The organism is Priestia sp. YIM B13490 (assembly GCF_042787735.1).
Lineage (GTDB): Bacteria > Bacillota > Bacilli > Bacillales > Bacillaceae_H > Priestia > Priestia megaterium.
Genome location: NZ_JBHZOT010000016.1, coordinates 45,970 through 59,997, shown reverse-complemented (window position 1 = coordinate 59,997; position 14,028 = coordinate 45,970). Strand labels below are relative to the sequence as shown.

Annotated in this window: 8 protein-coding genes; 4 read left to right on the top strand and 4 right to left on the bottom strand. The window is 33.4% G+C overall.

The genetic code is table 11. The features are described 5' to 3' along the window. Together ACFX4R_RS26235 and ACFX4R_RS26230 are read left to right on the top strand one after the other, a co-directional pair. The coding region (locus tag ACFX4R_RS26235; RefSeq protein ID WP_483879961.1) for a restriction endonuclease at positions 1-578 on the top strand (578 nt) is incomplete at its 5' end. Positions 579-1,228: 650 nt separating this feature from the next. Next, complete coding sequence (locus ACFX4R_RS26230) at positions 1,229-1,789, top strand: L,D-transpeptidase (RefSeq protein ID WP_377571144.1); 561 nt, start codon at positions 1,229-1,231, stop codon at positions 1,787-1,789. A gap of 53 nt (positions 1,790-1,842) precedes the next feature. Here ACFX4R_RS26230 and ACFX4R_RS26225 read toward each other — a convergent pair whose 3' ends face one another. After that, the gene (locus tag ACFX4R_RS26225) at positions 1,843-3,288 is read right to left on the bottom strand and encodes a hypothetical protein (RefSeq protein WP_377571141.1); all 1,446 of its coding nucleotides are present in this window, start codon (positions 3,286-3,288) and stop codon (positions 1,843-1,845) included. 161 nt (positions 3,289-3,449) lie between these two features. Between ACFX4R_RS26225 and ACFX4R_RS26220 the strand changes: the two genes are divergently transcribed. Beyond that, positions 3,450-3,593, top strand: a complete 144-nt coding sequence (locus ACFX4R_RS26220) for a hypothetical protein (RefSeq protein ID WP_377571139.1) — start codon at positions 3,450-3,452, stop codon at positions 3,591-3,593. Between the two features lie 170 nt (positions 3,594-3,763). Then, positions 3,764-4,849 (top strand): hypothetical protein, encoded by a 1,086-nt coding sequence (locus ACFX4R_RS26215; protein WP_377571136.1) that lies wholly within the window; start codon positions 3,764-3,766, stop codon positions 4,847-4,849. Positions 4,850-5,809: 960 nt separating this feature from the next. Here the strand turns inward: ACFX4R_RS26215 and brxL are convergent. From brxL to pglX, 3 genes are all read right to left on the bottom strand, one after another. After that, complete coding sequence (gene brxL, locus ACFX4R_RS26210) at positions 5,810-7,867, bottom strand: protease Lon-related BREX system protein BrxL (protein ID WP_377571133.1); 2,058 nt, start codon at positions 7,865-7,867, stop codon at positions 5,810-5,812. 17 nt (positions 7,868-7,884) lie between these two features. Next, a complete protein-coding gene (pglZ, locus tag ACFX4R_RS26205) occupies positions 7,885-10,443 on the bottom strand; it encodes a BREX-1 system phosphatase PglZ type A (RefSeq protein WP_377571130.1) in 2,559 nt (852 codons plus the stop codon). Positions 10,444-10,518: 75 nt separating this feature from the next. Next, positions 10,519-14,013, bottom strand: coding sequence for a BREX-1 system adenine-specific DNA-methyltransferase PglX (gene pglX / locus ACFX4R_RS26200; protein ID WP_377571127.1), 3,495 nt, complete (start codon positions 14,011-14,013; stop codon positions 10,519-10,521). Positions 14,014-14,028: the final 15 nt, after the last annotated feature.

Here is a 14,028-nt window from a genome sequence, read left to right as displayed (position 1 = left end):
GGTGTACGTACGGTTCGGAGGGGAGCTCTTGGAAACCTCCTGTAGAAATACAGAAAGGCGCTGGGTGCTTACCCTACCTGAAAGCACTTTTTCAGCAATTAGGTTATAAAACTCAAGTGACGCAAAAGTCTGGTGATTTTGGGGCTGACTTGGTGATGAAAGGTAAAGATAAGATTGTCATTCAAGCCAAAAGGTATGGAGTTAAAAATCGGGTGAATCTTTCGGCTGTACAAGAAGTTTATGGGGCAAAAGCTTATTATAAAGCAAATCAAGCGTGGGTTGTGACCAATAGTTATTTCACGAAACAAGCAAAAGAGCTTGCAGCTGCATGTGATGTGACCTTAGTAGATCGTGCGGATCTTCAAAAGTTTATTAATGAAGTCAATCCTGTTTTTAAGGCACGAGAAATCTTTGAAAATATCACACCAGAACCTCGTAAGTGTCCGAAATGTGGGCAGGAGCTAGTCGTACGAGATGGGAACGGTACTCGTTTTTTTGGCTGTTCCTCTTTCCCTTCTTGTCGTCATACGGAGAAAATTAATAAGGAAATAAGTAAGAGCAGACCTTCATTAAAGTAGGGTCTGTTTTTTCTTTCTCTAAAAAGGAGCCGATATTATGAGTTCATACACTGGTCTTAACTGATTGGTGAAAGGATATTTTTGTATAACTCATTAGATTCATCACATAATAACAGTGTAATGGTATTGTTCTCTTTCCAAAGAGATTCAATCACACTTACCCTACTTCAATCTTCCTTCTAACTAACTGATTGAGTGGGGTTCTTTTATAATATATATTTTTTAAGACGCTGAAATTGCATCGAATGAGTAGTTATACGCAAAACAAAAGTTAATTTTGTCAGAGAGCGTTTCTCTGTAAGGAATAGAACTGAAATAGTGCCTAATAGAGAATAAAAACAGATGAGTTTCAAATAATATTGATAATTCACAAATAACCGGAGGTTTACTATGCGTTCGAATAATAATTTTGTGGTATTACTGTTCTTCTCTATTATGGGTATAGTTGCTACCACTGTTTTCAGTAGTGTTATTATTTCTCAGAATAACCGTTTATTAAGAGAAAGAAAACAAAAATAAAAAGAGGTCAATTTGTTGTAAAGCAAAGTTGGCCTCTTTATTTATTAATTAATCGTTACGATAAGCATCTTTCCATTTGGAAGGTGCTTTTTTTCGTTTCCTATAAAAATATAAAAAAGAGGAGAGTTTTTATGAAGAACATTTTTATGAAATCAATGACCGTTTTCACTTTACTAATGGTCGCATTTTGTGGAGTAAATCAGGGGAAAACAGAAGCTGCAAGTAAACCAGCCAATCAAGATTTAATCATCATTAACAAGTACTACAACAAGTTTGCATATTTTCATAATGGTTATATTGAAATCGTTGATCCAGTGGCAACGGGTAAAACATGGGACAAAACACCTGTTGGCTTTTTTAAAGTCGTAAACAAGATTAAAAATCGTCCTTATTATACAGGTCATATTCCTGGGAGCGATCCTCGTAATCCGTTAGGAAAACGTTGGTTAGGGTTAAATGCAAACGGTACGTATGGTGATACATACGGCATTCATGGAAACAACAATGAAAGCAGCATTGGAAAATATGTGAGTCAAGGTTGCGTAAGAATGCATAATGAAGACATCGAAAAGCTTTATGATAAAGTTCAAGTTGGTACACCGGTTGCCATTACTTATTCCTATAAGAGTTTTGTAGATTTGACAAACGTTTATGGATATAAATTTAAGGGGTATCGTATGAAAGGTAACTAAATAATAAAGGAGCACCCTCATGCCTTAAAGCATGAGGGTGCTCCTTTTTAGTGTTATCGTTCATCTTGAAGCAGCAATTCCTCATCAATCTTTTTTGCATTTAAGTATTTAGGGTTATCAATTAGTACTTGAATAGAAGCTTGGATTAATTTAATTGCTAATTCCAAGGTTGGGATTGGTTCCCCTGAAGGAAGCTTTATTTCCCTTTTACTAGATGCTTTAGTACTTCCATGAACAACGGAAGATCTATATGCATAAATCTGTTTAACGGCTTTAAATACTTCAATTGTATCCATATTTACTTCTGTAGATAGTTTTAATAATGCAGCCATTCTAAGAGCAAGTTTGTGAGTTAATTCCCCGTGCTCACCATCCGTCATTAGAGCTTCCATAGCTATAGTGGCATCAAGTATTGAATCAGCTTCATCCTCTCTCATATAGCATTGATGTAAACGTCGACTAGCTAGATGTATTTTCTTATCTTCTGTAGTTACAAGTTTATTAAAAACTTCCTTAACTTTTTCCATTTCCTTTAAAGTTACTTGGGGGCAAGTTGGATATGCCCAATAATCAATGTCAAAATAGCTAGGATAGTTCTTAATTGTTGTCCCTAACAGGGGCATTAAATCAGCCTCATACGAGGGAGCCCATAATACTGGTTTAGCCAATAGTTGAGCATAACCTGTATTAATATTAGTAGCTACTCTAAGTGTATTAATAAATGTATTTATTTCAAATTGAGCATAAGATTGGGGCTTAGAAAACACCTTGCTTATCATATAATAACTAGCGTTCCTAAATTCCAGACCTTTCATAACAAAAGCATGTGTTGCACTTTCTAATACTGTACTGGGGATTTGTATGGGATAATATGTTTTATCAATTCTTGACTTTTGAAAGTCTTCGTCCATCTTTACAATAGAAATTCTGTCAGTAAGTTGGTATTCCTCAAAATCAAAGTGAGTAAATAAAATGGGAACATGTATCTCCAAGGGTAGTTGCTCCGTGTAAATGCAATTCTCAAAACTCTGGTAAATCTTATTAAACCTTTCTTGATTGTAATCCTCGTCTCCATTAATATACATATATCTTTGTATTAAACTTTGAGCAATATCTTGTATCTTATATTCGGAAATGCCTTCAATTTGTTTTTCGATATACTGTCCTGTTGTTGCTTTAAAATAAGATGATATGTGTTCCGATTTAAGCATATAGTCTTTATATTCTTCGTATCCACTAATTTGTGTAATGTCTGTGTCTTGTTTATCTTTATACTTAGTAAAAAACGTTTCATAGTATATAGGAACATTATCACCGTATGATGTTAACGATGATTCAATACTTGGCATTCTATTCGGTTTAACATAATAAATACGTGGATATTTAGGATACGTAGATAGATATAGCTTTTGTGAGACCACTTCTTTAACTCTTTTTACTCCATTTTCCACAACTGTAGATAATAGGTGATGTAAAAATTCATCTTTTATTTTTAGCATAATAATCTATTTTCTCCTTTAGTGAGATAATTTAGATATCCTCATATTATGATAACCCTTTTATATTATTTTTGGTAGTTTAAACCTTTTAAATTGGTTAATTATGCTATTATAATAGTAAAGTTAACTTATCTTATCTTAAATTTCAAAGGAGTATATATATGTTACCAACTTCAGAAGAAATGTGTTTAAATGTTGGGCTCTATGATTCATTTGATATTGAAAAAACAGACTTAATTGATTTACGTGACATGCTTTATGGTGCAAGAACAATGGATTTCTCTCGCTTTATAGTCGCGCTATAGTAATATTTTTTTGATTTCTTCCAAAAAAGTGGAGTTTAACGTGAGTTTTAAAATAAAGAATTTAAATCCTCAATAGTTAATATTATACATTATTTTTCTGTTATTATATAAAAATGCAATTATGAAGATATACTAAAAACAACACTTTTAATGTATGGGGTGAGATAGATATGGAAAAAATCTGTATATTTTGTGGAAATAAACCACAAGATAAAACTAATGAACATGTAATACCACAATGGCTTATTGAACTAACGGGTAACCCTAGTAGAAAAGCAAATTTTGCTCTAAACAAACAATTTGCCTTTTCATCATTCAAGTTTCCCGCCTGCAATATATGTAATAATAAGTTTTCTGGGATGGAAGGTGCTGTAAAGCATATCATCATTAATTTATTAAATGGACAACCTATAAAAGCATTGGATTTAAATTTATTACTTGATTGGCTAGACAAAGTACGAATAGGTATATGGTTAGGTAATTTATATCTAGATAAAAACCCTACTAATATTGACCCTAATTATCATATTAATACAAGAGTGGGGCAAAGAGATAGAATGCTAGTGATATATAAATACCATCCTATGTTTATTAATAAAGGTATACAATTTTCAGGTACTAATCTCCCTTCATTTCATATAATGCCTACGGCATTCACATTAAGAATAAACAATATTGTCTTAATGAATGTATCAGTTACTAAATTTCTTTCTCACAAATTGGGATTTCCTTATATAAAAGAACAAAAAATTAAGGACGCTAAAACAACTTCAGGCATTCTAGAAAAAGGTCTAGAAAGAGTAAAAAAACCTATTGTTTCATTTCCTTTAATTTCAGGTGGAATTGAAATTTACCAACCGATGTTCGGTCGTGAAATTGAATTTATGGATGACGCAGATTATTCCCTTCTCTACGACACCGACTATGTAAAAGAGAACTCTCTAGACTACGGAAAAGGTGCGGGATGTTTTTTCATTAATAAGAAGGATACAGATACTTTTAATATATATAAAGACAAAGAGGACTTGATCAACTTAAATTGTAATACTATTCAACCCATACACGACTATGAGAAATTCATGAAGCACATACTTGTAATTCAAAATCATTTTCTTGAACAAAATATTTCAAACCTTTACAATCTGCCCAAAGATAGAAGGAATGCACTTAAAGAAGGCTTGAAAAGTTGCATTCTAATCAATAAGAAAGCTATCAAGAGTAAGGTGGATTGGAAAACAAATATGATATCATTATGATTTAGAAAAAGGCAGCATAATAGCAGCCTTTTTTTTATAAAAAGTTCTTATCACTAAGTAAAAAACATTAGGGTATTATTTATTTTTAGCTATTGAACTTAATAAACCTCAATAAAAATTTAATATTAGTTATGTTTATCAAATAAATAATCAGCTACTCTCTAACACCTTAATTGAATGGAAATATACCCTGATATAAAATTAGCAATTGAGTTAATCCTTGATGAGAAGTTGCACCAAATTGAACGTGAAAAGAAAATAAAATCAGCTAAGGCAAAAATCTCTAAAATTCACGAATCGTTAAAGTCTAAAACAGAAGCTTGAACTAATTCTAAGCCCTCTTTTTAAATAAGAGGGCTTAAATAATTTTATTCACTCCTTTTTTATCTACAGACTAAAAAAGAGAAAAATCCTTGTATATTCTATATGTAGAATAATTTATATTTGTCTCCGATAAATCTAAAAGGGAAAACTTGATTAGCGAACGTTTTTTAATATCTGTTTAAGTACAAAAATAATATATAATCTTCTTTAATCTAGAATATAACCTTTATGAAAGTTTTTATTTACTATATATAAATGATAAAATTATTGATAAAAATAAGTTTCACTACTTACACACCTTGTAGAAAAACGTTGTATTTGTCGTCAGGTAGAGTAAATGGTAAAACTACGATTTTTATAAGTTAGTTTATAGAATAACTTCAATATATGTATTTTTATATTAATTTACTTCTATTAATATACATTTTTATTAAAGAATAAATAGAATAAATAAATCAAAGATTTCACATTAAATATAATATAAATAACAATATTTATCCAGGTGAAATAAGAATGGATGAATATATTCTGAAAAGAAAAACCAACTCCATATGTGTGAAGGTAGTTTTTCTCTAGACATTAAAATTTAATTATTGAGTAGATTCTTCACGGTATTATCAATGTGGCTCCTTTTTGTTAACTGACACCTAGAGCTTTAAACACTGCATCCGTTGGATCTGAGTAAAAGACCGGCTGTACTTTTACTAATAGATCGGAAGGTACTGTTTGAAAGTCGACAACTGAAGATGCAGGAATAAGAACTTTTTTTGCTCCCGCATCTACGCATACTTGTAAGACATTAGCAAACTCTTCTACTTTCGAAATAGTTCCTCCTACCGTCATGTTACCGATAACGACCATGCTTTCTTGTACAGGTTTTTCTAAAGCACCTGAACATAATCCAATTAGCTCGGCAATTGCTAATTCATTGGTTAAACCAATGCCTTGCAAATCACTTATATGCATAAGATAATCTTTTGTTTTTGTACTAATCATGTTGCTAATGCTTTTACAGTTTGCTGTAAAGTAACGGAAGGCAGTATCTAAACTTTCTTTTGCCCCGCGGTGAGAGCTAACACCTGATTTATCAAACTTTCCTGTACCACTGACTATTTGATTTTCAAGCTTATATACGCCAATCATTCCTGAATTTCCATGACCAACTAGATAAACATGTCCAGGTTTACCCATGCCTTCAGGAATAAGCTTACCACCACCTTGTTCTGGTACAGAAACATACTCTTCTTCTAAGGTTTCTTTATTAATATAAGAGAACATAATGTCATAAAACTCCATGCCTCCAATTTTCTTGAGCTGTTCCTTTACTCGACGTCTGCCTTCAAGAGCGTATTGTAAAATTTCCTCAATATCCTCTTTTGTATATTCTCCATGTGGATATAATAGTTTGACCATTCCTGATACAGTTTTACGAACAGCTACAGTGTCACGCTGGTTTAAGTTATTACCGAGTTTGAAATACTGATCAATTGAATTAGCAAATGAGCGTTTTTTCATTTCTCTAAAAAACTCCGCAATGTAATCGACAATAAAACCATACTTATCAGTGAAAAAGTCAGGACGCATCTTGGGAATTTCCCATCCTGGCAAATAATAATGCATTCGGTCAAAGAAAGCTGTATCGTTTGCCATTTCTTCTGGAAATGGAGCAAATAAGTGGGAAGTTTTTATTAACATATCTACACTTTGGTTTATATTTCCTACAAAAACCATGGACGCACTTGCATTTTTTTCTTCTTTACCTCTCGCAAATGAACCAGATGCCATGTAATCTTTCATGATTTGAATTCCATCTTTATCTTTAAAGCGAATACCCGCCACCTCGTCAAAAGCGACACAATCCCAAAGCCCGACGAGTCCAATTTTTCTCGACGACATATTATAGAAGAGGTTAGCCACAGTAGATTGGCCACCAGATACTAAGATGGAATTTGGCGAAATTTCTTTGTATACATGTGATTTACCTGTACCACGAGGTCCGAGTTCACACATGTTATAGTTATTTTCAACGAGAGGTACAAGCCTCAAAAGAAGATGCCATTTCACTCGACTCTCCAACTGAGTTGGCTCCATTCCTGTCGAACGAATAAGAATATCTATCCATTCTCCTTTTGTAAATCCCTTTCTCCCTTCAAAAACTTCATTAATGTCCATATTCGGCATCTGAATTGGCTTTAAGCTATTCACACTAAATGGATTTGAGTTCTTTATCTCTTCATCATAATAATAGTCGATTTTGACCATACACCAAATTCCACCAGCAAGAAGCTTATCAAACTCTTTTACAAAGTTTGCTGAAACAGGTACGCCTTTTAAACCCAAATTTGAAAACTCTGCTTCATATGTATCAATTTTGGGATTTAAAGCTACTGTTACTTTGTCAATAATTGAATATTGTCCAAGTTCACGAATTCGAGATTTTATTTTCTCTGCTTCATCAGGTCTTACAAAGTTATCAGAAAGGATTTTCTTGACTCGTTCGACCCCTTCTTGAATACTCTCCTCATCATCAGTGGCTGCATACATCCCTAACAAGTATTCAAGAACATAAATTGGAACATTGGCTCCTTCTTTAATAAGCTTTGTTAAATCTTTTCGAACGACTCGACCGGCAAAGATTTCATTCAACTTCTTATCGATATCGAGTGTGTTGAGGTCAATCATTGGCTCTTCCATTTACAAGCCTCCTTAAGTTAAAAATCAAAATCACTTACAATCCCCAAGTTGATAGAAAAGGATACTTTTTCTATGACTACATCTGTTTCTGCATCCTTGATGATTAAGTAATAGTTTTTATTTTTATCGTATGAAATCGACTTCAACACAAATTGAATTTTAAAGGTTCGTTCTGTTGGATTATCAAATGAACGGTCGCCAATAATCGTTTCTTCATTTGATAAAACTATTCCTTCTTCATCTGCCATATAAATGACAACCGTTCGAGGAATAACTTTTTCTTCTACTTTTTCCGTTTGGAAGAATTCTAAATTAAAGATACTATTCGTAATTTTTCTTGTTGTGTTTGTTAACTTAATATCCACTTTTTTTATGGTTTTAGTCCCTTTTTGTCCCGTTCGTTTATTCTTGAATGATAGCAATGGCACAACGACTTCTTGCAGACTTGCTCCACCATGGACAAAATTCACTCCAGATCCTTGTAATTTGTAACGAACAGTTGAGTTTGGCACATAAGCAGTCAGTTGATGTTTATTTTTTACAACCGATGTTAAATCAATATCTAATAACCCAGCTCTTTCTTTTTTATCCTTTGCAAGCATGTAACGACGTTTCACTTCAATTGCATCCATAGTTTGTCGTTGAATCTTATCACTTTCCTCTAAGCTATCTCGTTGATAGAGGAAACCATGATCTGCTGTAATATATACATTGGTTCCACTTAAATCATCTCGAATAACTTTGACTAAGTCGTATAATTGATTTAACGCACTTTCCACCGCATTAAATGTGTACACTTCTGTTGAGGCTTTATCACCCATTGCATCAATAGTATCATGATAGATATAAATTAATTTCTTTCCTTTAAATGTTTCTCGTCTTCCTGCTTTATTCATTGCCATTACATCCTGGAAATGAATTGCAATGCTATCTTCTACCTCAGTTTCAATGATTTTTTTACGGTTGTCTAGTCCGGAGGAATCTTTCCCATCCACTAGTACTCGTCCTTTCTCATCAAAGTCCAAATTTTGATGTGGCAGCAACGAGGCCATACCCAGCTTTGTAACAGAGGGAATAACCCCTAATAATGTTTCAACCTCACAGACACCTACCGTCTCGGAATTCAATCGTTCGTTTAGTTCCAAACCAACCTCATATCGCATTGCATCTGAGACAATGACAAACACTCGCTCTCCTTTTCGAATTTTGGGATCAATAAAATTCGAATAAAAGTGTTGTTGATTCCGAACACCAGGCAGGACCCAGTTTTGTTTCATCTCTGAACTGACAGAACGGGACCAATGGGAGCTCAATTCACCCATGAACCAATTTGTATATAAATTCTCCACAAGTACTTTTAATTTTTTTAATAGCTCATGATTATTCTCCTGGTCAAAAGCAATATAAAACTTGCGGTAAAATGTATCCATCTGATAGTAGTCTTTTACATATGCTTGATACACGTCTATTGCTTGGCCTTGTGAAATACTCTGATGATGACTTTTATAAAAAGCATGCATCTGCACCGTATAGTATAGCGCCTCATATATATATTGATAGGTTTCATAATAGTGCTTTACTCTACGTAGCTTAATAAGCTTCTCATACTCTTCATAATCCTCTAAATGGTTCACAAGACTATTCGCTATGTAAATAATAACGGCACGATCTATATAGGGGAATATATCCGCTTGTTTGAACGACTCAATCGACATGTGCTTCACGATGTTAGCTAACTGAATTTCTTGTTCAACCATTTCTGCATACTCCTGAAATACAACGTAATCCGTTTTATGATGCATCCAATGATCAACAAAGACGACAACGTTTGGTCTGTTGCGTTCGGAAATATAGCCTTTTATATTGACTAAATGAGTTTCATCGACCATATGACTAAATGCCGTTACTGTCAAATGAATAAACAGCTTTTTAAGAGATTTTTCTTCTTGATCATAGCCGTACTGTTTTGAAACATACGTCCAGAAAATATCTATATCAAAAAATTTCTCCATTAATGATAAGTATTTATTTTTACTGTCCGTTAAGGTATCCATAAAGACTGTCTTTAAAATTGTCTCAAAATCAGGCGTTTTAACCTGAGCTAATACACTCATAATTGCCAGCTCTATGCGTTCTTCTGTAAAACTATCCATATCATACGCTTGGAATTTCTTAAATCGATCTTTATTATTAAAAAATTTCTCATACTTTTTTACGACTGACCGTAGTGATGGATCAATATGTAGTTCATTTAATAGTAGTGAAACTCGATCTGCATAAAACTTATCCGCATATAATACTGTATCTGTTAACCAATTGTCTTCTACATTAATGTCAATTTGTGTATAGATGAGATAGGAAGAGACCTGATCTTCTTCCTCTAATAAAAATTTCGTATAAAATTGGTTCTGGTCGGTGAGTGTATGTACCTTTACGCCTTCTATAAAAAGGTTTTTAATATCTTCGTTAAACTCTTGATCTTTATCTACCCAAAAGACAATTTTTCTCTGTTCACCATCATTTAATGGTTGCTGAAACAAATCGGTTAAGGCTTCTATTATTTGATATATATTCACACTCTTCCTCCTTTCATTAGACCATAATAAGGCAAGGATAAATCAGTCTAAGCAAACTTATCTTGCCTCATATATCTATATTTTCGCTACTAACCCTTTAAACTTCTCATAATTGACTGCAACACCATCATCTAAATCAATCTCAACTTGCATATCTGCCATATGATGTAGCAGCTCATCGTATTCTTTCAACTCTACAATTTTTTTATCCAGATCCTTTAATTCTTTCTTCGCACTGTTAATTTCTTTAACAGAAGAATCACCTTCAATAATATTGAGCAAATCTTTCTTTTGCGCATCCATTCGAATTTGATACTCATGTAAGTAATCGGTGCGAATTCGAGATAATGTTGTTTTGTCATAACGATGCATATAAACCAAACAATTAAATGCCTTCTGCTTACCAGAAGTAAACAACCAATAAATTGGTCGCTTCTTGTAAGTCTGCACGTGATTTTTGAAGAACTCCTTCAAGAAGTAACGACGAATCGTCTCTTTTGATGTCTCTCCTTTGTTCTTTCCGAGCGTATCAGCGATAAAATCCAGATTATCTAACAAAGTCTCCTCACCAAACGTTATCTGAACAAACTCAACAAACCTCGACACGATATCATCTTCAAAATATGCTCCAGGTAGAATTGGAAGGATATTATCTCTATCTGGTTTGAAGGTCTTGTATTTATATGGATCAAACTTTCCGCCTGCATAAATAATGCCTTCTTTGTCTAAAGAGTACCGCCCAAACATACAACCTACTGCATAAGAGATGAAAGATTTAGTATCAACAAGACAATCAGCTTTATTTAGAGTGAGTTCATCGTCGCTTACTTCCAATGCAATACTTTTTTCAAGGCCATGGTTTTCCACAATTAAGAGGTTGATCTTTTCTTCAGTTAATTTAAGATCTTTTCTTTGATTCAAATTGAAATTTTCCCATTCGTTATAAACCTTAGCAATTTGTCGCTCATCATTTTTAAATTTAATAAAAGGATGTTTATCAAAATCAATCGAAGTTTCGTAACTGTTCCATTCTGAAACAGCAATTCTAATACAAAGATCGATACCATTTTTGAGATTTTCTCTTACCTCATCACTAAAATTTAATATTGGTAAATTACCAATGACTCCAGTAGTTAAATTTAAAGTTCCACCCTGTATTTTTAGTAATTGATTAAAAAGATCACTATTTAATTGAGCAAGTAATAAATAAGCATCTTCACCGAAAATTGTTGGTGCTGCATCATTAAATGCAAAGCCACTTGGTCTCCATCTAAAACTTGGTTTTCCAGAACCAATTTTCCCCCAAGTAACCCCTTCCCTGAAAAGAAATTGTAAGTTTTGAGGCCTTGATCTTAAACTCCCGTCAGCATTCCTATAGTTTTTAATTCTTTGGCCATCATTTTCCCAATCCATTACATAGGAAAAGCCCATATACCATTTTTTAAAGCTTCCTGCTTTGTCTGTTAAAACCCATCTATTTCCTATACCGATTTTTTCTAAAGAAACTTCCCAAAACAACCTTAAAAACTCAGCGTCGTTTCTTGTTCCTACGCCTTCTTTTAAATCGTATTTATGTCCAATTAATTTATTTGAATATAATCCTCTAATCTTTTCATTAATCCAATATGCAATTGGGCTTCCTGGAATTTCGTTAAAGGTGTCTGGATTAAAAGAATAACGATAAGAAATATCTGGATTTTGAACAGCATCTAAGGTTTTTTCTTTCTTTTCTCTTGACGTTCTTTGATCGATTAAACGAATATATATCCCGCTTAGATTAGGCACCCTACTGTTTCTCAATACAAATGCTGTCGATTGTACAACTTCTCCACCAATTTCCTCAAATGCTCTAGTGCCTAAATGCAACATGGACGAAATAGATTTGTTTTGAATAATCTTTTTTCTTAAATTTTCATAACTTGATAAAAACATCCATGAATGTTGATTAATACTTGCATAAAAGCTAGTTTCTTTCAGGTAGTGACCTAACTCCATAAAAGAAGCAAAAAGGTCTGTTTTTGAATTAGGGTAGTGTTTTTTTAGAAAACTGGATAAAACTGTATTCATGTTTCCAGAACCCATATATGGTGGGTTGGTCACCAAAACATCAAATTTATTAACCATAATGTCGGCTTGCTTAATTAATTGTGTTAAAAGCCATATACACTTTTCTCTTGTCTCAGTTTGAAACAAATTAGTTACCGGAGTTGCTTTGATATTGTCCAGTCTCATTTCCAAGAACTCTTTGGGAAATGAAGTTAACTTAATCAGTGAGCCTGTTGTCTTCGCATCTTGAAATTGTTCGATAAACTCCTTTGTTCGATTGAAGTTTGATCCAGTATTTTCTGCTGCTATATAGGCAATATCATCATCTGTTAAGTAATTAGTTTCCTGAAGGGATGCTAAATGCAAAGTAAGTCCTTCTCTTTCGATACTTCTAAAGAATCTTTTGTTATATTCCAATGCCTTCATTACAACAGAAAAACATGCTAACTGATTAGCTCGATCATCAATGTCCAATCCATATAAATTATTCTCCAAAATGAGCCTTGGGATCTCCCGCTCCATATATCCACATTTACTATAGATTTCATATAAAACATCGAACATATAGACAAGAATATGCCCGCTACCCATTGCTGGATCAAAGCATTTAATGTCCTCCACTCTTAATTCTTTATTAATGTAGAGGTCTAATTCCCCTTCGAAACTAGGGTCTGAAATCGAATTTTCTAGATAAAACTCCCAGTCTCCAATTAATTCACGATGTTCAGCATGTGATTCAATCCAATAACGACCTAGGGAGTTTTGTACCATATAGCGAACAATCCAATCAGGTGTGAAAAGCTGTGTTGCAAATGGAATTTCTTCTGGCTTATATTTCTTTTTCGCTTTAAAGACTCTATCTTTTTCTTCCACAATGTAATACTGGTACAACCATCCAATAACTTCGATTTTTCTCCAATTTTCTTCAGGTATCGATTCCGTATTTGTCATATGACGAACGAATGAATCGGTTGCTAACAATCCTTCTGGAAAAAGTATTTGCGTATAATGGTCTATTCTTTCAAACATAAACGGTAAGAAGCGATTCAAGTCGTTACAATGTTCAATAATGAGATATTTAAAAAGCTCATCTGTTTTATTATTTAGTTTTAGATCATAAACAAGTTCTTTGTCCAGATCTAAGTCCAAATTTAACGCTTCTTTCATCATGTCTGGTTCTATTCTGTTAGCATCTGTAGATGATAATACCCGTACTTTTGTTGGCAAATAATTATTCACTTCCATGTAACGCAGAGCTGTAATACGGTTGAACCATGTATAGGCAACCTCATCCATAACTTGATCAAACCCAATTTCTTTAATGCGAGCAATTAAATGATTCCTCTGAACTTTTTCTACTTGTGAAAGCTGTTTGCCATCGATAAAGATGGCATCCGAACTTTCTATATCTGCTTTTTTAATGGCATCTCGGGTAATACCAATTTTCATAGCTTTTGCTTCTACTTTCTTTAACAACTCTTTCCTTGCAGTTGTTGCAAAAGTTTTCAATGCTGTTTTATTCATTACATCTTTCCCCGC

Bases quoted from the DNA above. Each gene is read 5' to 3' on its own strand.
- pglX (WP_377571127.1), bottom strand. From the start codon at position 14,013: ATGAATAAAACAGCATTGAAAACTTTTGCAACAACTGCAAGGAAAGAG.
- ACFX4R_RS26215 (WP_377571136.1), top strand. From the start codon at position 3,764: ATGGAAAAAATCTGTATATTTTGTGGAAATAAACCACAAGATAAAACT.
- ACFX4R_RS26225 (WP_377571141.1), bottom strand. From the start codon at position 3,288: ATGCTAAAAATAAAAGATGAATTTTTACATCACCTATTATCTACAGTT.
- ACFX4R_RS26230 (WP_377571144.1), top strand. From the start codon at position 1,229: ATGAAGAACATTTTTATGAAATCAATGACCGTTTTCACTTTACTAATG.
- ACFX4R_RS26220 (WP_377571139.1), top strand. From the start codon at position 3,450: ATGTTACCAACTTCAGAAGAAATGTGTTTAAATGTTGGGCTCTATGAT.
- brxL (WP_377571133.1), bottom strand. From the start codon at position 7,867: ATGGAAGAGCCAATGATTGACCTCAACACACTCGATATCGATAAGAAG.